This window comes from Clostridium sp., from assembly GCF_036569345.1.
In the GTDB taxonomy this organism is placed as follows: domain Bacteria; phylum Bacillota; class Clostridia; order Clostridiales; family Clostridiaceae; genus Clostridium_AD.
In genome coordinates this window covers 1-18,133 of sequence record NZ_DATCQT010000049.1, presented here as the reverse complement: position 1 = coordinate 18,133, position 18,133 = coordinate 1, and the positions used below count along the sequence as shown (strand labels likewise).

Annotated in this window: 19 protein-coding genes; 12 read left to right on the top strand and 7 right to left on the bottom strand. The window is 29.4% G+C overall.

Annotated elements, in window-relative coordinates; translation table 11 throughout:
• Positions 1–45: 45 nt before the first annotated feature.
• The 4 genes from VIM70_RS04685 to VIM70_RS04670 all read left to right on the top strand — a co-directional run bounded on the left by VIM70_RS04685 (position 46) and on the right by VIM70_RS04670 (position 4,153).
• Complete coding sequence (locus VIM70_RS04685; RefSeq protein ID WP_331944571.1) at positions 46–1,137, top strand: spermidine/putrescine ABC transporter substrate-binding protein; 1,092 nt, start codon at positions 46–48, stop codon at positions 1,135–1,137.
• 203 nt (positions 1,138–1,340) lie between these two features.
• A complete protein-coding gene (locus VIM70_RS04680; protein WP_331944570.1) occupies positions 1,341–1,979 on the top strand; it encodes a hypothetical protein in 639 nt (212 codons plus the stop codon).
• Positions 1,980–2,203: 224 nt separating this feature from the next.
• Entirely contained in the window at positions 2,204–3,616 is a 1,413-nt protein-coding gene (locus VIM70_RS04675; protein ID WP_331944569.1) for a HAMP domain-containing sensor histidine kinase, read from the top strand.
• Positions 3,617–3,655: 39 nt separating this feature from the next.
• A complete protein-coding gene (locus VIM70_RS04670; protein WP_331944568.1) occupies positions 3,656–4,153 on the top strand; it encodes a hypothetical protein in 498 nt (165 codons plus the stop codon).
• A 151-nt stretch (positions 4,154–4,304) separates the two neighbouring features.
• Here VIM70_RS04670 and VIM70_RS04665 read toward each other — a convergent pair whose 3' ends face one another.
• Complete coding sequence (locus VIM70_RS04665) at positions 4,305–5,378, bottom strand: NlpC/P60 family protein (RefSeq protein WP_331944567.1); 1,074 nt, start codon at positions 5,376–5,378, stop codon at positions 4,305–4,307.
• Between the two features lie 187 nt (positions 5,379–5,565).
• On the opposite strand from VIM70_RS04665, the gene VIM70_RS04660 reads away from it, so the two are divergent.
• Positions 5,566–5,931: a VOC family protein gene (locus tag VIM70_RS04660; RefSeq protein ID WP_331944566.1), complete on the top strand. Its 366-nt coding sequence runs from the start codon at positions 5,566–5,568 to the stop codon at positions 5,929–5,931.
• 150 nt (positions 5,932–6,081) lie between these two features.
• Here VIM70_RS04660 and VIM70_RS04655 read toward each other — a convergent pair whose 3' ends face one another.
• Both VIM70_RS04655 and VIM70_RS04650 read right to left on the bottom strand, forming a co-directional pair.
• Positions 6,082–6,855 (bottom strand): DUF4931 domain-containing protein, encoded by a 774-nt coding sequence (locus VIM70_RS04655; protein ID WP_331944565.1) that lies wholly within the window; start codon positions 6,853–6,855, stop codon positions 6,082–6,084.
• Between the two features lie 27 nt (positions 6,856–6,882).
• The gene (locus tag VIM70_RS04650) at positions 6,883–7,947 is read right to left on the bottom strand and encodes an NADH:flavin oxidoreductase (protein WP_331944564.1); all 1,065 of its coding nucleotides are present in this window, start codon (positions 7,945–7,947) and stop codon (positions 6,883–6,885) included.
• A 177-nt stretch (positions 7,948–8,124) separates the two neighbouring features.
• Between VIM70_RS04650 and VIM70_RS04645 the strand changes: the two genes are divergently transcribed.
• Positions 8,125–8,667: a GNAT family protein gene (locus VIM70_RS04645; RefSeq protein ID WP_331944563.1), complete on the top strand. Its 543-nt coding sequence runs from the start codon at positions 8,125–8,127 to the stop codon at positions 8,665–8,667.
• A gap of 72 nt (positions 8,668–8,739) precedes the next feature.
• Here the strand turns inward: VIM70_RS04645 and VIM70_RS04640 are convergent, their stop codons facing one another.
• Genes VIM70_RS04640 through VIM70_RS04630 form a run of 3 tightly spaced genes read right to left on the bottom strand, consistent with a single transcriptional unit; the run spans position 8,740 to position 11,983 of the window.
• A complete protein-coding gene (locus tag VIM70_RS04640; RefSeq protein ID WP_331944562.1) occupies positions 8,740–9,909 on the bottom strand; it encodes an ABC transporter permease in 1,170 nt (389 codons plus the stop codon).
• On the bottom strand, positions 9,896–11,038 hold the full coding sequence (locus VIM70_RS04635) for an ABC transporter permease (protein ID WP_331944561.1): 1,143 nt from the start codon (positions 11,036–11,038) through the stop codon (positions 9,896–9,898). Before VIM70_RS04635 ends, VIM70_RS04640 begins: the two co-directional genes overlap by 14 nt.
• Positions 11,039–11,050: 12 nt before the next feature.
• A complete protein-coding gene (locus VIM70_RS04630; RefSeq protein ID WP_331944560.1) occupies positions 11,051–11,983 on the bottom strand; it encodes an ABC transporter ATP-binding protein in 933 nt (310 codons plus the stop codon).
• A gap of 615 nt (positions 11,984–12,598) precedes the next feature.
• Between VIM70_RS04630 and VIM70_RS04625 the strand changes: the two genes are divergently transcribed.
• Positions 12,599–13,270, top strand: coding sequence for a sensor histidine kinase (locus VIM70_RS04625; protein WP_331944559.1), 672 nt, complete (start codon positions 12,599–12,601; stop codon positions 13,268–13,270).
• Positions 13,267–13,887, top strand: a complete 621-nt coding sequence (locus VIM70_RS04620; protein ID WP_331944558.1) for a response regulator transcription factor — start codon at positions 13,267–13,269, stop codon at positions 13,885–13,887. The genes VIM70_RS04625 and VIM70_RS04620 overlap by 4 nt, the downstream gene beginning before the upstream one ends.
• Positions 13,888–13,944: 57 nt before the next feature.
• Here the strand turns inward: VIM70_RS04620 and VIM70_RS04615 are convergent, their stop codons facing one another.
• Positions 13,945–14,841, bottom strand: coding sequence for a DMT family transporter (locus VIM70_RS04615; protein WP_331944557.1), 897 nt, complete (start codon positions 14,839–14,841; stop codon positions 13,945–13,947).
• Positions 14,842–15,032: 191 nt separating this feature from the next.
• Here VIM70_RS04615 and VIM70_RS04610 point away from each other — a divergent pair, with 191 nt between their 5' ends.
• The 4 genes from VIM70_RS04610 to VIM70_RS04595 all read left to right on the top strand — a co-directional run bounded on the left by VIM70_RS04610 (position 15,033) and on the right by VIM70_RS04595 (position 17,961).
• Positions 15,033–15,680 carry a hypothetical protein gene (locus VIM70_RS04610; RefSeq protein ID WP_331944556.1) on the top strand — a complete coding sequence of 216 codons (648 nt, stop codon included), beginning with the start codon at positions 15,033–15,035 and terminating at the stop codon, positions 15,678–15,680.
• A gap of 112 nt (positions 15,681–15,792) precedes the next feature.
• Positions 15,793–16,728, top strand: a complete 936-nt coding sequence (locus tag VIM70_RS04605) for a tRNA-dihydrouridine synthase family protein (protein WP_331944555.1) — start codon at positions 15,793–15,795, stop codon at positions 16,726–16,728.
• A 68-nt stretch (positions 16,729–16,796) separates the two neighbouring features.
• Positions 16,797–17,126 (top strand): hypothetical protein, encoded by a 330-nt coding sequence (locus VIM70_RS04600; RefSeq protein ID WP_331944554.1) that lies wholly within the window; start codon positions 16,797–16,799, stop codon positions 17,124–17,126.
• A gap of 202 nt (positions 17,127–17,328) precedes the next feature.
• Positions 17,329–17,961 carry a hypothetical protein gene (locus VIM70_RS04595; protein ID WP_331944553.1) on the top strand — a complete coding sequence of 211 codons (633 nt, stop codon included), beginning with the start codon at positions 17,329–17,331 and terminating at the stop codon, positions 17,959–17,961.
• Positions 17,962–18,133 lie beyond the last annotated feature (172 nt).

Sequence of the window (18,133 nt, the reverse complement as noted above, 5' to 3'; positions counted from 1 at the left end):
TCGGATGAAGTTTTATACCTATTAAAGAAATCAGGGGGAATTTTAATGTTAAAAAAGAGATTTAAAGCTGTAAGCATTTTACTAGCAGCTTCCGTTATGGGACTTACACTTGTAGGTTGTGGAAAAACAAGTACAACAAAAACAAGTACAACAAAAACTAATAATGAAAAAGTAGTCAATATTTTTACTTGGGCTAATTATGTTCCGGATAACGTAATTAAAGATTATGAAAAAAGCACAGGAATAAAGGTGAATTTCAGCAATTTTTCTACGAATGAAGAGATGCTTGCAAAGTTACAAGCATCTAAAGGTGGACAATATGATGTAATAATTTGTGCAGATTATATGGTGCAAATTATGGCAAAACAGAAAAATTTATTATTACAACCTATTAATAGTTCTGCAATTCCTAATTATAAAAATATAGATAAGGCTTATTTAGGTCAATATTATGATAAGACCAATAAGTTTGCTGTTCCATATTCACTTGGAAGCCAAATGATAGTCTACAATCCAGATAAAGTTAGAATAGATATTAAAGGAATAAGTGATTTATGGGATCCATCTTTGAAAGGTTCTGAAGTATTATTAAATGATTCAAGGTCTGTTATAGGTATGGCATTAACAAAGCTTGGTTATAGTATCAATGAGACAGATCCAGCAAAACTAGCCCAGGCAAAAGCAGAACTTAAAAAACTTAGAGCTAATGTTAAAGTCTTCGATGCAGATACACCAATGACAAGCCTCATTAATGGAGATACAACAATTGGAGTTATGTGGGGTTCACAGTCATCCGCAGCACTTAAAGCCAATCCAAAGTTTAAAATTGTTTATCCAAAAGAAGGGATGCAGTTTGAAGAGGATAACTTAATAATACCTGTAAAAGCACCACATCAAAAAAATGCCGAAAGTTTTATAAACTTTATACTTGGTGGTAAAGCTAGTAGCGATATTACAACTAGTATAGAATATATTAATGTTAATACAGCAGCTAAACAATTTATGCCAAAAACACTTCTTAATAATAAAGCTGTCTATATACCTAGCGAAGAATTCAATAAAGCTAAACATTTACAAGATGCTGGTAGTGCAGCTAAAGATTATGATTTGATTTGGTCAGAATTTAAACAGCAATAGTTATTAACTATTGAACAATAAGTTATGAATTAGTGAACAATAGTAATAAACTAGTGAACAATAGTTATGACCTAGTGAACAATAGTTATGAACTAGTGAATAATAGTAATAAATTATATAAAAATAAACATGAGGCTTAAAATTATAAGTCTTCATGTTTATTTGTGAGTTAAACTGAAAATTTTCACCAAAGGAGGACAATTATGGTCACAAGGTCAATAAAATATAGAGAGATATTTAAAATAATAGATGAAGATGCTCTAAATCCTCATTATGGTTGTGACCAGGAATGGTATAAAACCGAATGGCAACGCAGTTCTGGATGCGGACCAACAGTTGTAACAAATATTGTGCATTATCTTAATTGCATGCATTGCAGTTCTAATCAGGCGCTGCCTCCCATGACTAAGCGCGAAGCCCTATCAATGATGGAAGACGTCTGGCAATATGTAACTCCAACAATGCACGGAATCCCAACAACTGAGCTACTCTATGACTATATTATAAAATATACTAAAGCAAAAACACTAAATATTAAACTTAGCATTGTCAACATAAAAGAGAATCAGGAATTACGCCCTGAGTTTCATGATTTACTATCGTTTATTGACAAATCACTTCAAAATGATACTCCTATTGCCTTTCTTAATCTAGACAATGGTGATGAAAAACAATTGGATTCTTGGCACTGGGTGACAATAATCTCACTTACATACTCAGAGGATGGAAGCACAGCCTTCATAGACATCTTAGATGGGGGTGTAATTAAAAAAATAAATTTGGCAAAATGGTTTTACAGCACGATACTTGGTGGTGGGTTTGTCAGTTTTGACATAATATAAAAAAATAGTGATACCAGAAAAGTAAGCATCGACTTTTTTGAAATTTTATGTTTATATTTTGAAAATAATGCTATAATAAGGCTTATGTACAAGAATATTCTTTAAAATTTAAAATTTGTAATAATTATGAGTTTAGTCGATAAAGGATTCTATAGAATTAATAAGAAAACGTTGATTTTAGCAAAGTTATTTAAGTTATCCTATAGATAGATAGAGGTGAAATATTGAGGAACAATGATAAGTATAAAAAAATACTCGCAGTTATTGCAATTATTAAATTCTCTATTTTAATGTTCATATTAATAATTATTTTTAATACTCGAAATAATGGAATAAATTATGCTTATTTGATGCAAAGTAATAGTGTGTTAATAGTTATATTATTATTATTATTACTAATATATTTAATATGGTCATTTATTTATTTAAAGGTACGATTCTTTAAAAAGCTAAAAAATATTTTGATTATCGAAGATGTGTTATTCATTGTTATTCTTTCCTTATTAATTTTCTTTTCCGGTACTTACCAGAGTCAATATAAATATCTGTTTTTATTTAGTGTGATCACAACTACTATAGCAAGAGGTAAGAAGCAGGGTTTAGTAATTGCTTATATATCATCGGCAATAATATTATCCACAGATTTAATTTTTGCTTATCATTTAATAGTAAACACCTATTTGGAAAATGATTTGCTCTTATCAGTAACGTTTATTGGTATCGCGTGGATATTAGGAGAATACGTAACTTCTGAAAATAATCAAAGAAAAGTATTAGAAATGGAATTACAAGTGCTAAAGTTAAAAGAAGATGCAAAATTAACTAATAAACTATTAGAAGAAACTAAAGAACATAATAAATTTGTAACAGAGTTCTTTTCTAATATATCCCATGAATTGAAAACTCCTTTAAATGTAATATTTTCTTCGCTACAGTTAATAACTATGTACAATCAAAGCTGCGAAGAAGAACTTATTGAAAAACGAAAAAAGTGTTTATATGTAATGAAACAGAACTGCTATAGACTTATCAGATTGATTAATAATTTATTAGATATTACAAAGTTAGATTCAGGTTTTATTACTGCTCATATGGCAAATGGTGATATTGTTTATCTAGTTGAAAATATTACAATGTCTATAGTTTCTTTAGCTGAAGATAAAGGCATAGAAATAATATTTGACACTGATGTTGAAGAAAAGCTAATGGCTTATGATGGTGATAAAATAGAGAGAATTATGCTTAACTTACTGTCAAACGCTTTAAAGTTTACAGATAGGGGAGGTAAAATATATGTAAACATGACAGATAAAGATGATAAACTTGAAATATCTGTTAGGGATACAGGCGTAGGAATACCTGATGATAAAAAACAACTAATCTTTGGGCGATTTATGCAGGTAGATAAGACTTTGAAAAGAAATAATGAGGGAACTGGAATTGGGCTTTCACTTGTTAAATCTTTTGTGGAATTACAGGAAGGTAAGATAATTCTCAAAAGTCAACCCAATCATGGGAGTGAATTTGTTGTTATTCTTCCAGTAAAACTGATTGAAGAAGTTGCTTGCACAAGTGAAATTAAAAATGACATGATTGAACGAGTTAGTATTGAGTTATCGGATATATACATAGATTAGTTTAATAAATGAAAATTTGATGTGTAAAGGAGAAAAAATATGCTTAAAATATCAATCATGGAATTAATAATCAGAGGTATTCCTGAAGGGCTGCTTGTGATGTGGGCATGTTGCATCTTATCTAAAACCAAAATTCAATTTCACAGATATTTATTGTCAACTATAATATTAGTTATAGGTACATATGTAGTGAGAAACCTACCTATAAGTTTAGGCATAAATACTTTATTAATTTTAGGTTTAATAATTATAACAAATGTAAGAATAAATAAAATAAGTGTTATAAAATCAATACAGGTGAGTGTTATTGTTATTATTATACAATTTACCTCTGAGGTAATTAATGTGTTTATAATTAAATACATATTTAAAGCAGATTTAATCCAGGTATTTAGTAACGTTTATTCAAAGACATTGTATGGTATTCCATCACTTGTATTATTTGTTTTTTTTACTATTATATTAAATAAATTTTTGAATAAAAAGAATGTAGTGGATAAAAATAATTCAGCTAATTATTCTAATATTATAAAATAATCGAAGTTCTACCAAAACCAGTAGCACATTGAAAAAAATTACAAGTCAAAGATGCTAGAATACTGACTTGTAATTTATTTTAATGTGCCTTAATATTTATAAAGTGAATTGAGTAACCTTTAAAATTATAATTCAAACATATAGGTACTTTTTATTTTACCCGTCTACCTGTTACAAAATCTGTTCTTGACATAGCTGAAACTTTAATCACATCTCCTGTATGAGGAGCATGTATATAATTATTATCCCCAATGTAAATGCCGACGTGATGAGGATTTGCAAAGGTTCCAAAGAAGACTAAATCTCCAGCTTGAAGATTGGCTCTAGATACTTGTGCACCATCATTTATCTGATTAAAGGTGGCTCTTCCTATTGATATTCCAAAATGCGCATATACGTATTGTGTAAATCCTGAGCAATCAAAGCCAGAAGGGGTTGTACCACCCCATAAATATGGTGTACCAAGAAATTTAGAAGCATAAGCTATAATATTATTAGCTGATACAGTAGTTGAACCTCTTGAAGGTGTATTTTTAGGTGATGATTTAATTATTTCGTTTATTTTTGTCATGCCTTTATTTACTGATTGCTCCGACGTTTGGCCTCCAAGAAAATTTCCTTTACTATTTAGCGACCTTAGCAACTTAGCTTGTGACTCCTTAGTGACAAGTAGCTTGTCCAACTTTTGAGTGTTTTGTTCACGTAAGTTCAGTAAAACAGTTTTTGTCTTATTTAAATTTTGCTGTTTTTTATTTAATTCTTTTTTTGTGGTTTCAAATTTAGCCGCTACTTTATTATCATATTGTATAACGGTTTTTATGTTATCTACTCTTGATACAAAATCTCCAAAGCTCTCTGAATCAAGTATTATACTTGCATAACTATCAAATCCGTTTATGTACATAACTCTCATCCTACTATTAAATAATTTTTGTTCCTTTTTAGATTCCTTTTCAACTTGAATAACCTCCACTGAAGCCTTTTGTATTGCCTTTTCAGTTCCAGATATCTTGATTTTATTCTCTTGTGTTTTTGCTATGTTGTTTTGAATTTCGTTATCGAATTCTTCTATTTTCATTTCTATTTCGTCTCTTTTTTCTTGAATTGTAGTTGGTGAATCTTTCTGCTGTTTTAGTTTATTATTCGCTGGAGCCGCTAAGGCAGTTCCATTTAAAGTAATAATTAAAGTTATTACAATTGCAATACTTCTCAGGGAATTCTTCATCAGTATATCTCCTTCATTTGTTTAGAATTTGTAACTTATATAATAAATGTATCAAATAAATATGAAGTTTCTGTGAAGAATGGCCATATTGGGATATATTACATGATTGGATATTATTTAAAATTTAGAAGGAATAAAGAGTTATGTGTAGAAATAATAAAAGAAATCAAAAGGGAGGAACCAAATCATGAAATTTTGCTGGAGTACATTAATGGTTAAAAATTTAGAGGAATCTTTAAAGTTTTACAAGGAGATAGTTGCACTTAATGTCATTAGAAGATTTAATGCAGGGCCTGGAGTAGAAATTGCATTCTTAGGGGATGGGGAAACAAAGATTGAGCTGATCTGTAATGAAGCATCTAAAGATTTAAGCTTTGGACATGCTATTTCCCTTGGATTTGAAGTAAACTCAGTAGATGAAATGATGGTTGTTGTTAAAGAAAAGGGCGTAGTTATTCATAGTGGACCTTTTCAACCTAATCCACATACCAAGTTTTTTTATGTACAGGATCCAAATGGATTAAAAATTCAGTTCGTAGAGAATATTAAATAACATAACAAATATGGCACCTCAATTGTTTGAGGTACTTATTGCTTTTTTGATTTAGGTAGCTAGTAAATATAATATTTACTAGCTACCTATTTACTTGTTAATGCAGGCCATATTAAATTCTATTATTTGTAAGTTAAATTTTAATTTCCTTTACACAATAGACTTAAAATACAACTGTTGAATTTTACTTACAATTTCATCCGTTTGGCTTGTAATTTGAGAAATAGAATAGCCTATAAATAATGGTGATGTAATAAACCTAGGTATAACCTTGCAAATTATACTATCTTTCCAATCATAGAAAAAAAGATTAAAGCTATTACATTTTACATAAAAATCATTTAAAATATAACTCACAACCTTCTGTATATTATCAGCCATTTTATCTAAATTATTAATATTATTTATTATAATATTAAATTCAGTAAAATCCATCTTGGGTTTGGTTGAAAGATTAAGCACACAACCATCCGACTCATTAATTATTATTCCTTCAAAAAACTCATTCTTTAAAAATTTTTTATAATTTATAGATTTTAGTCCGACAATCTGCATATGTGAATGATTAATAGTCCCATCTGAATAAGGACCATGATTCTTATAAAACATTACAGATTTAAAATCACCACTTTTCTCCATATTCAACCAATGATTAACTCCAAATTTTAATAACTTTCTCATATATTCGTTATCGTACATTGTAATATCAATATCGCAACTACTTGTTTCTATTAGCACCGTTTGAAGTGTATTTTCTAATGTAGGATATTTATTTTTCACTAAAATGAATGGTCCTTCTTCATCTATAATTCCTGTTAATCCTTCTTTATTACAAAAAGGACATGGAGTCTTCTTATCTTTAATGCTATTTGGTTTATTTTTACTTATATTGAATAAAAACTTTAAATGTCTGTTAGAACTCATCTCATTCACCTGCTCTAATTTATTATATCACTTTTGTTTATTATTTCGTTCAAATATAACTTTTCCTGCACAAACATTAGTTTGACCAAACCATATACATTTTGCACAATTTAAGCACTTGCCAGTATCTTTGCCTTCTTTGGCATCATTTGCCCAATTAGGGTTTATAAGAAATCCTTTTGCAATATCTACAATGTCTACATTTGTTACATTTAATATTTCTTCTGCAATCTCAGCCGAATTAATTCGATTAACCGCAAATACCGGAATTGAAACTTCTTCTTTAATTTTTTCAGCTGCATAAACAGCATTAGAGTATTTATACTCTCCATTTACATGCATTTCCTGTTCACTAATAAATCCATAAGAAATATCAAGGAAATCTATTCCGTTTTTTTCTAATATTTTAGAATAATGTATTCCATCTTCTATTGTTGGTTCGAATCCTCCCAAACGGATTCCAACAATAAATTCTTTTGGGGTTACTTCTCTTATTCCATCGATTATTTCTATTATAAATTTTTCGGGATTTTTACCATATTCATCGATTCTCTTATTTACCTTTTTATTTAGAAACTGGCTTATCAAATATGCGTGGCATCCATGAAGTTCAACCCCATCATATCCTGCCGCGAATGCTCTTCTTGCAGCCTCGATAAAATCATTTTGTATAGATTTTATATCTACACTAGTCATTTCATGCCCAACAATAACACTTCCAGCATAATTTTTATATTCATATGAACTTGGACATAATGGGTCTTCTGATATTCCAACGACTCCTGCATGATGAATTTGAATAAATATTGGACAGCCTTCTTCGTGAACTACATTAACTATACTTTTTAGTCCTTCAATTTGTTCATCTTCCCATATTCCAAGTTGCTTTTCTGATAATTTCCCATCACTATTAACACATGTAGCCTCTTGAATTATAAGTCCTGCTCCACCTTTAGCCAATATTTTATAACGTTCTATATTTTCAATTGCTACATATCCATCAGCTCTAAATCCAACAACCATTGGAGGAACACAAATACGATTCTTCATTTTTACATTTTTAATATTAAACTCAGTAAATAATTTTTTCAAAAATCCCACACCCCTATTTTATTATTTCATATACATATAACCTTTTATCTGATATTTTATTATTATATCTTACTCGGAAATATTATATCAAGTACGCACATTTTTGTGCCCTAATTTGTGAGTATTAATTTATAAGGTATCAGTTATGAATTTACTTAAACTAAAAGGAGGCATTCTATGAACAATTTTACAACTATAACAACTGATAGAATATTATTAAGAAAACTTGAAATAAACGATAGGAATGATTTTTTTAGATACCGTTCATTACCTGATGTTTATGAATATCAGTCATTTATACCTAAAAGCTTAAACTCAGTTGATGATTTTATAAGCGGTATTGCGAGCAATCCCAACATCCCTAATACTTGGTTCCAATTAGCCATTGTTATAAAGAATGGAGATATGCTAATAGGCGATATAGGAATTCATTTTTTAGAGGATAATGATCAGGCTGAGGTAGGTTATACATTAGAGCCAAGTTATCAAGGGCAAGGTTACGCTATAGAATCGTTAAAAGCAGTAATTAGTTATTTATTTTTTGATCTTAAGAAGCATAGGATTACTGCATCAGTTGATCCCAATAATACAAAATCAATTAGACTTTTAGAGAAATTAGGCATGAGAAAAGAAGGTCATTTCATAAAAAGCTATAGAATGGGTGATATATGGCTTGATGATTGTATATATGCCATATTGAAAGATGAATGGATGGCATAATAAAGAGATACAAAAATATGCCAAGTTGGACAAGTGAATTATTAAAGAAATAGCTAGTAAATATTATATTTACTAGCTATTAGTTATTCTCTTTTGTTTACTTACAACTAAAGCTACTGAAAAAATAGCTATGGCAAAACCTAGTTCTATTAACATATAAGTGAATATTGGTAAAAGATTATCAAAACTGAAATTTGACAGCGTACCTATAACATTGTTGGCTTTTACATACCAATAAGTAGGAGTAAAACTAGCTATAGCCATGGATTTATCGCTTAAAAGTTCCTGAGGTACAAATACTCCACTTATAAAGGAAAATCCTAATGAAAGGACATTAGCTATTGCAGATTGGGCATTTCTGTTTTTTATTAAAAGGCCTACAAGGTAACTTATACTTAATGCTGCTATAGTAAACACTAGAGCATTAATACATAATAATAAGCCGTTATAAGACATCATATTTTCTCTATTTATTATGAAACCAAAGCCTGTCATAACCACGTAACAAACAAAAGCGAAAACTAGATTACCCATAATCAATTGTAAATTAAAGCTTTTATTTTTCATTGGTGAGCATAAGTTTCTCCGTTTTAAGTTTTTAGCATTGAATACTATTAAAATTGAGCTGACACCAAGTATTAGTATTGCAAGTAGTGAATAAGCAAGATAATTAAAATAGGTAACAGCAAAGGCATTATTCTGTTTTTTATCTCCAAAGGTTTTCAATAACACATTCGATTCAGAGGATGCTGTCTTAGCAACTTGCACTGTCAAATTTTTCTCTGTTATTCCTGGAATATTATTAACATATATTTTTGCCAAATTAAAATATTTATTTATTGCCATATCAACATACATCCGAGTTGTAGAGTTTGGAACTACCGTTTTTTGTAGCTCTACGGGTTTTCCCTGTAAAAAATTTGTTGTAAAATTCTTAGGTATGGTTACTATATAATCCACGTCTCTGAAAAATAGTGCATCTTGTAATTTATTTTGTTTATTTTCAACGTCAATAAAATTTACACTTTTTGATAGATATTGTTTAAATCCTTGTGTTAAAACAGTATTTTCTCCCAGATTTATGAAGGCTACATTGGTCTTTGTTTGAGAAAAACTTTCTTCGATTTTCGGTGGCTGGGACATTGAAAATGCTAAGGACATTATTAAAAAAATTATTAAATATATACTCATTTGTCCTAAGTTTGCTTTGATAATTTTAAAATAGACTTTAAATACTTGCATATTTTTGCCTCCTTATAATGAAGTAGGTTGTTAAACAAAATACTATGGATAAGAGGGTTAGAATAGAAATATTTATAAAAAATCTTTGGTGGTTATTATAATAATATAAGGTGTAAAAGCCATCGGTAATAAGTGCTGCTGGATTAATATATGATAATAGTGGCATGCTTTTGTCTACAAGGTATTTAATATTTGCATACATCATCCCTGATAAAAAAGATCCTATCATAGTAATACCTATTAATACTCCGATTTTTAGACCTTCACTTTTTTTAATAAATGCACCTATCATAGTCCCTAAGGAAATTCCTGTGGAACATCCTACAAAACAGAGAAGTAGAATATAAGATAGTTGATTACCAAAATCAATCTTTAAGGCGAAATGTAAATATCCAAGCACAATGAGAATTTCAGCATATTGAATCAAAAATGCTGCGCAGAGGCTATAAATAAACATCTTCATTTTATGAACTGGAGCCATATTAATTCTAGCTGCTCTTTTTGACAAATCTCCTTGGATATCAGTAATTTCCTTTACTCCTGAAAAGCCTCCATATAAACATGCCATGGCAATAAGTGTATAAAAATAATTAAGGGTTGTGTCTGGTACTCCGTTTGACGGTGAAATTTCTTTAGTATATTCTTTAAAAGTTGTGGCATCTTTTATTAAATCAGCATGATTTGCATTTGGACTCGTCGCTATAATGGTGGCTATGGCACTAGCACTCTCTTTGTAATCATCTAAGAAAGTCTTAATCACCGTTTGATTTAACCCTGCGGATTTAACTACTAGATTTACGTCTGGATTTAGATATATATATCCTTCTATTTTACTGCTTTTAAGAAGATCCTCTGCATTTTTCTGGGAAGTTAAGGTCACATTAAAAAGTTTATCTTTGCCTTCATTAGATACCTGATCTATTGCCTCTTTAAATCCCATATTTTCTTGATAGTAATTACTACTGACCACCGCTATATCAATAGTTTTAAATGCCTCACTAGCATAGATATTTGAAAAAGCTACTTTAAATAAGGTGGCTAAAACTATAGGAAACATTAAAGACCAAAAAACCAGTTGCTTATCTCTTAATAAACATTTTATCCTTGTAGTAAATATATGATTAAACACACCTATTCCCCCTTAATCTCTAAGCTCTTTGCCAGTTATTTCTAAGAAAACATCATTTAAAGTGGGTAATTCAGAGTATATTTTTCCGAACTCAATTTTATGGTCATTTAAAAATTCTATAATTCTGACTATATTATTTTTACCCTTGGTAGACCTAATCACTAAAGTATTTTCTTTATATTCGGCTTTATCCACCGTGGATAATTCTCTCATCTCATCTAATACATTGGGAGCTAAATTATATATCTCTACGGTGATTTTTTCCCCGATTTTAATCATAGCCTTTAATTCTTCTTTTGTTCCAAGAGCTACGGTTTTACCTTTGTCTAGTATGGCTATTCGATCACAAAGCTGCTCAACTTCCTCCATATAATGAGTGGTGTATATAATTGTTGTTCCATTTTGATTTAACTTTTTGATTCCGGATAGAATATTATTTCTACTTTGAGGGTCTACTGCAACAGTTGGCTCATCAAGGATTAGAAGCTTAGGCTTATGAGCTATACCACAAGCTATATTGAGCCTCCTCAAAAGCCCTCCACTTAATTTCTTCGGATAAAACTTTTTAAAGTCATTTAGTGCTACGAACTCTATAGCTTCCTCTACAAGTGCTTTTCTCTTAAGTTTATCAGTTATATAGAGACCACAAAAATAATCTATATTTTCGTATACTGTCAGTTCATCAAAGATAGCTACTTCTTGCATAACAACCCCAATATCCTTTTTTATATCATAAGCATCAGGTCCCATAGGCTTACCAAAAATACTTATTTCACCCTTATCATACTTAAGCAGTGAAAGTATGCAGTTTATTGCGGTAGATTTTCCTGAACCGTTAGGGCCTAGAAGTCCAAAAATTTCTCCCTCTCTAACTTCTAAATTTAAATGATCTAATGCTAAAAGCTCATTGTACCTTTTTACTAAATTATTAACTTTTACTATCATAAAATTCTCCCAACCTTTCACTCAATATTAACTTAAATGGATTTTGTCTATAGATATATAGTACGTTTTTATGGTATGATTTGTAAGTGTATATAATCATTATTTATGGTGACAAATGTCATATAATAATATGACACTAGGACCAATATTAAATAATTATAAAGGGGGTTCAATGGGAATATAGGATTATTAATTCAATTTCCATTGGTAAAAGAAATGCTTGAAATTGTAGATAAACTAGTTATTTTTCTCTGTTGCACAAGTATATATTTATTAGAAGTAGCTCATGGCTTATGGATTTTTACAATAATTTTAGCCTTAACCATAAGTAGCCTAAGTAGCTATCTTGAAAGCAATGAGTTACATATGTTGTTTTTTATTATTTATATCATACTATGTGTCTTTTTTAGTGAATTCTTATTATTTATTCCACTAGTTTTATATGATGTGATATCCAATAAATATCGCTTCATTTATCTCTTTGCCCTTATACCAATAATAAGTAATCTAAGATATTTATCTTATAGAATTATTTTTATAACTGTTGCATTTATTGCTTTAACAATACTCTTAAAGATTCGTACTAGATCTAATTTTAAGCTTAAAGAGGATTATATGAATTTTAGAGATAAGACCTCAGAGCTTTCCATAGTGCTTGAACAGCAAAATGTTTCTTTAGTAGAGAGTAAGGATTATGAAATAAATCTTGCCACACTAAGTGAAAGAAATAGGATTGCAAGAGAAATTCATGATAATGTGGGTCATATTTTATCACGATGCCTTTTGCAAATTGGAGCTCTTATAGTTATTAATAAGGATTCTATTGTAAAAGAAAGCCTTGACTCAATTAAGGATACATTGTCACAAGGGATGGATAGTGTCAGGACAAGTGTACATAATCTTCATGATGATTCTATAGATTTGCATGACCAAATTTATGGCCTTACAAAAGAATTTTCCTTTTGCCCTATAAGGCTTATCTATGACATTAGCGAAAATCCTGATAAAAAGATAAAATATTCGTTCATATCCATAGTTAAGGAAGCAATATCTAACATAATTAAGCACTCAAATGCTACAGATGTGTGTATCACCCTTAATGAGCACCCTGGTTTTTATCAGCTTATTATAATGGACAATGGTATTGTGGAAAATTATAACATTGAAAATGGTATTGGTATTAGAAATATACTAGATAGGGTTGCCGCTTTTAATGGCAATGTTAATATAAACATTGATAATGGATTTAAGATATTTATATCTATTCCAAAGGAGATTATAAAATGAGAGTTTTAATTGTAGATGATGATAAATTAGTCTGTGTCTCTTTGAAAGTTATATTAGAATCAGATTCAGAGATAGAAGTGGTAGCTCTAGGGTATAATGGGAAAATGGCAATAGAGCTATATGAGGCATTAAAGCCGGATATATTATTAATAGATATACGAATGGATACAATGACAGGTCTTAAGGGAGCAGAAATAATCCTAAAGAGCAATAAAGATGCTAAAATACTATTTCTAACTACTTTTTTAGATGACGAATACATTATAAAAGCTTTAAATATAGGCTCAAAGGGTTATCTTTTAAAACAAAACTTTGAAAGTATCATTCCTTGCCTAAAAGCGGTACAAGCGGGGCAAACAGTCTTCGGTGATGAAATAATAACTAAAATTCCATCTCTAATCACAGAAAACAATAAATTGAAATTCTCAGACTTTGATATAAATGAAAAAGAGTTTGAAATAATAGTTAAGGTAGCAGACGGCCTAAATAATAAAGAGATTTCTGAGAAACTATATTTAAGTGAAGGAACTATAAGAAATTATATTAGTGCTATACTAGAAAAGCTCAGTCTACGTGATCGAACTCAATTGGCTATCTTTTATTATAAAAATAAATAAGGCCGTACTATTCATTTGTACAAGCCTTACAAGTTAGTAGCTCCACTCCTTATTTTTTTATATAAATAATAGCGTAATACCAAACAAAGTTATTATTGCTCCAAATAGTTCTCTTGGATATATTTTTTCTTTAAATACAATGATTGATACAGGTATTAATAGTATTGGAGTAATAGAAGTAATGGTTGACACTATACCAGTTGATGCATGTTGAACTGCTAATAAAGATAATGATACACCCATAAATGGACCAAATAGTGAACCAATAGAAATGTATTTCATTGCTTTCTTATCTTTAAAAGCCACAAATAGCTCACCCCACTTTTTTAATACAGAAATGACAATTGAAAACCCAATAATTGCGGCTATAATTCTAATTTGAGTTGCAGCAAACGGATCATATGATCCCATACCAAATTTGCTAAAAACAAGTCCAAAAGCTTGTCCTAATGCACCTATAAAAGCATATGCTAAACCCTTTATTGGATGAGAGAGCCTCACCTTTTTATTACTTGGATTTTTTGTTAGAATTACTAGAGCAATACCTGCAATAGTTATTATCATTCCAGCTAATCCTAAGGTCGTAATTTTCTCTCCCATTAAAAAAAAACCAGTAATTGCTGTTATTGGAGGTACCGTTGACATAATTAACATTGATATACGTGCGCCCACCTCAACATATGCCTGGAACAAAAATAGATCCCCTATAACAAAACCAATTATTCCTGAAAATGTTAACCATAACCAGGTAGAACTGGAAGCATCTATTGGTAAAATCATTCCTCTAGAAAATAAATTAAATATTGAGATTAATACAAAAGCAAAAATAAGTCTTATTAAATTTACAGATATCGACCCGACTTTTTTTCCTGCGGCTTCAAATGATACAGCAGTAATTGTCCAACATAAGGCGGTTGCGAGTGCAGCCATTTCTCCTAAATGCGATTGAAACATATAATATCACTCCCTAAAACCTAACGGTTGGTATAAATATAGATGATTAACAGTTATCCTGTCAATCTTTTTCACAACTTCTTACTCTAAATTTTAAAAATATATGTTATGTTAAGCAAATAAAGAGGGCAACATATGTTAAACTAATAAGACTAACAAAACTTACAAATGAAAAAGAGAGGTGTATAAAAATGGGATTTATAAATGGCATATTTAATAAAAAAACTCAAAATGTAATAAATGATTACAAAAATAAACTTCCTGAAAATATACAATACATTGATTCATATATAGATATACTCAAACTAGCCTTAGTGAAGAATAATATAACTACTGTTGAATTATTTTATTCATTTGATGGCAAAGAATTATTTAATAAGATCAAGAAAGAAAATTCATCTAAAAACATTTTAGTTTTATACAAAGGAAATATTGATAATCTAATTGCAAAAAATGGATATATAAATGTATATCATTCAAAACAGGGTAATTACTCTTTAGTTGTTTTTCAACATCAATTTATATATGAAGAATTGTTTGGGGTTGAATTATGGAATGATGGAAGTTCAACACCACAGAAAATACATACATTTAACTGCTACATATCAGAAAAAATAAATTATTTTGCTGGCCTGAATTGTGAAGTTATGGGTATAGGTGTAGGAAATATCAACAAGAGACAGTATGAAAATTTGATGGATGAATATCACAAGACAGTTAAAACACCTAAAAATAAAACAATCCCAGGTAAAGTAGCAATATATACAGGCATTGCATCTACAATAGGGGCTGGATTGCTTATAGGTTTAAAAATGTGGTCAAAAAAAGGTAAAAAATAATACAGGAAATTATATATTTTTATTAAATGGGTAGTTAGTAAATATTATTGTATTTACTAGCTATTTTTTATGAAAACATTTCCTAATCCAACTTAAAGGAGGTATTAGCTATATGAATTTTTATTTCGCACCTATGGAAGGTTTGACTGGGTACATTTATAGAAATGCACATAATGCTTTTTTCAATAATATAGATAAATACTTTTCACCTTTTATTGTTGCAAATCAAAGCGAAAGTTTTAAAACTAGAGAATTAAATGATATTTTGCCTGAAAACAACCAAGGATTAGTTTTGATTCCACAATTACTAACCAATAACGCAAAAGATTTTATTCATACTTCAAAGAAAATAAAGCTGCTTGGATATAATGAGATCAATTTAAATTTGGGATGTCCTTCTGGAACTGTAGTTTCAAAAAATAAAGGCGCCGGATTTCTTTCAAAAAGAGAAGAACTTGATCTGTTTTTAGATGAAATCTTTTCTAAGTCTATAACAAAAATCTCAGTAAAAACTAGAATAGGAAAAGACCAACCTGAAGAATTTTATGAGTTAATCGAAATATTTAACAAATACCCTATAGAAGAGCTTATTATTCATCCAAGGATTCAAAAAGATTTTTATAAAAATAAACCTAATTTAAAAATTTTTAAGGATGCCTTGATTTTAAGTAAAAATCCTGTTTGCTATAATGGTGACATTTTTACAAAAGAAGATTACATGGGGTTTTCGACTGAGTTCCCTAGTGTAGATACTTTAATGCTAGGTAGAGGATTATTAAGAAGTCCAGCACTGATCAGCGATATTACAAATAATATTAAGATTGAAAAAAAATTACTAAAAGACTTTCATGATAATATTTATGAAGATTATAAAAAAATACTCTCTGGAGATAGAAATGTCTTGTTTAAAATGAAAGAATTATGGTTTTATATGATTACGGTGTTTTCTAATAATGCAAAATATGCTAAAAAAATTAAGAAATCAGAAAGACTTTATGATTATGATGAAGCTGTTTCAAGCTTATTCAGAGAACAGGATATTCTATAAAGTATATTTTTGTTATATAATAATTATAAGAGTGGTCAGCTATAATAATGTAAAAGGAGAGGGTTTTTATGTCAATTAATAAATATCCAAGTTGTGAAGTAGCAGGTGGAGGTAAGGTGTTTTTAAAAGGCACTAAAAATGGGGAAAAATTTAAAATAATTAGAATGTCTGCTGAGGAAATAGAAATAAAAACAACTATGCAACTAGAATTAGATACTATCGTTGATTTAAAAATAATTCTTAATTCAATATTATTTAAAATAGACATAGATGCTGTGGGAAAAGTAGTTGAAAAATTAGAGCCAACTGAAAAATATAAGATAGAGTTTATAGATTTGTCAGACAAAGCCAAAAAAGAAATTGATGAACTTATGCGAAGTGCATGCAATATAAGTTAATAAATATGAGAATGGCTTATATGGTGATGAGTTGAAAAAAAAGTAAAATAAGTGCTAATGCGGCTACCCGCGTTAGCACTTATTTTATTGTGATTACCTATTGCATGTTGCATAGTATAATGTTGACAATATCGGCAAACAATATAAAAAAATCAAAAATTATTATAAATAATTAATGTATACTTTGGGGGTCGATTTGTAAGTGTTAGATATATGGATGTGTGTAAAGAACATAAGAGGTGCTAAAGAGGGTAAATTATTTTCAAGTTATGGAGAAATCTTTCGAGTGATTGATAAAACTATATTAACTAGAATGGATAAAGAAATAAAACTATCTGTTAATAAAGAAGAAATAAATAGTTATTTCAGAAAAATAGAGAATAGCTATTTAGTTTATGGAGTATGGATTACTAAAGGTTTTAATAATTTTTTAAGAAAGTTATTTAATCTGAAGATAAAAAAGAAATTAGGTTATAGAAGTGTAAATTTAGATATTTTTGATAATGTTACTCTTCATAGAATTTACACAGAATTATTATTATATATCTATAAGGTAAGGTCAGAAGAACTTCTCATACAATTTTCTACAATAATAAAATATCAATTAGAGTCATTAAACATGATTTATGAGAATAAAGATATAGTTAATTTCGATGAAGAGTTTGAGCAAACAATAGTGCAGTTTAGAAAGATATATGAGTTCTGCAACTCCATAGAATCAAAAGCTAAATCAATTGAATCAGATTATCGAGGTGAAATAATAAAACAACTAATGGAAAAAAGAAAAGAAATAAATAAGCTAAATATATTGATGTTAGATGAAATTAATAAATAAGGTAACCGTAAAATCTGGAATTTTACGGTATTTTTAGTGTGCCAGGCATGGCAATTAACTAGGTGGTGCAAGTCCACTGTGGGGGTCTGTAGTTACCAACCACTAGCTGAAGACAAGGTATCCACCGTGAGGTGTGAACTGAAGGAAGTCCTAGGCAAAGTTCCGACCCAAG

What these genes read in the sequence shown, in the direction of transcription:
- VIM70_RS04670 (WP_331944568.1), top strand. Translation starts at nt 3,656, where the DNA reads ATGCTTAAAATATCAATCATGGAATTAATAATCAGAGGTATTCCTGAA.
- VIM70_RS04600 (WP_331944554.1), top strand. Translation starts at nt 16,797, where the DNA reads ATGTCAATTAATAAATATCCAAGTTGTGAAGTAGCAGGTGGAGGTAAG.
- VIM70_RS04640 (WP_331944562.1), bottom strand. Translation starts at nt 9,909, where the DNA reads ATGCAAGTATTTAAAGTCTATTTTAAAATTATCAAAGCAAACTTAGGA.
- VIM70_RS04615 (WP_331944557.1), bottom strand. Translation starts at nt 14,841, where the DNA reads ATGTTTCAATCGCATTTAGGAGAAATGGCTGCACTCGCAACCGCCTTA.
- VIM70_RS04685 (WP_331944571.1), top strand. Translation starts at nt 46, where the DNA reads ATGTTAAAAAAGAGATTTAAAGCTGTAAGCATTTTACTAGCAGCTTCC.
- VIM70_RS04630 (WP_331944560.1), bottom strand. Translation starts at nt 11,983, where the DNA reads ATGATAGTAAAAGTTAATAATTTAGTAAAAAGGTACAATGAGCTTTTA.
- VIM70_RS04660 (WP_331944566.1), top strand. Translation starts at nt 5,566, where the DNA reads ATGAAATTTTGCTGGAGTACATTAATGGTTAAAAATTTAGAGGAATCT.
- VIM70_RS04625 (WP_331944559.1), top strand. Translation starts at nt 12,599, where the DNA reads ATGAATTTTAGAGATAAGACCTCAGAGCTTTCCATAGTGCTTGAACAG.
- VIM70_RS04655 (WP_331944565.1), bottom strand. Translation starts at nt 6,855, where the DNA reads ATGAGTTCTAACAGACATTTAAAGTTTTTATTCAATATAAGTAAAAAT.
- VIM70_RS04605 (WP_331944555.1), top strand. Translation starts at nt 15,793, where the DNA reads ATGAATTTTTATTTCGCACCTATGGAAGGTTTGACTGGGTACATTTAT.
- VIM70_RS04645 (WP_331944563.1), top strand. Translation starts at nt 8,125, where the DNA reads ATGAACAATTTTACAACTATAACAACTGATAGAATATTATTAAGAAAA.
- VIM70_RS04665 (WP_331944567.1), bottom strand. Translation starts at nt 5,378, where the DNA reads ATGAAGAATTCCCTGAGAAGTATTGCAATTGTAATAACTTTAATTATT.
- VIM70_RS04680 (WP_331944570.1), top strand. Translation starts at nt 1,341, where the DNA reads ATGGTCACAAGGTCAATAAAATATAGAGAGATATTTAAAATAATAGAT.
- VIM70_RS04620 (WP_331944558.1), top strand. Translation starts at nt 13,267, where the DNA reads ATGAGAGTTTTAATTGTAGATGATGATAAATTAGTCTGTGTCTCTTTG.
- VIM70_RS04610 (WP_331944556.1), top strand. Translation starts at nt 15,033, where the DNA reads ATGGGATTTATAAATGGCATATTTAATAAAAAAACTCAAAATGTAATA.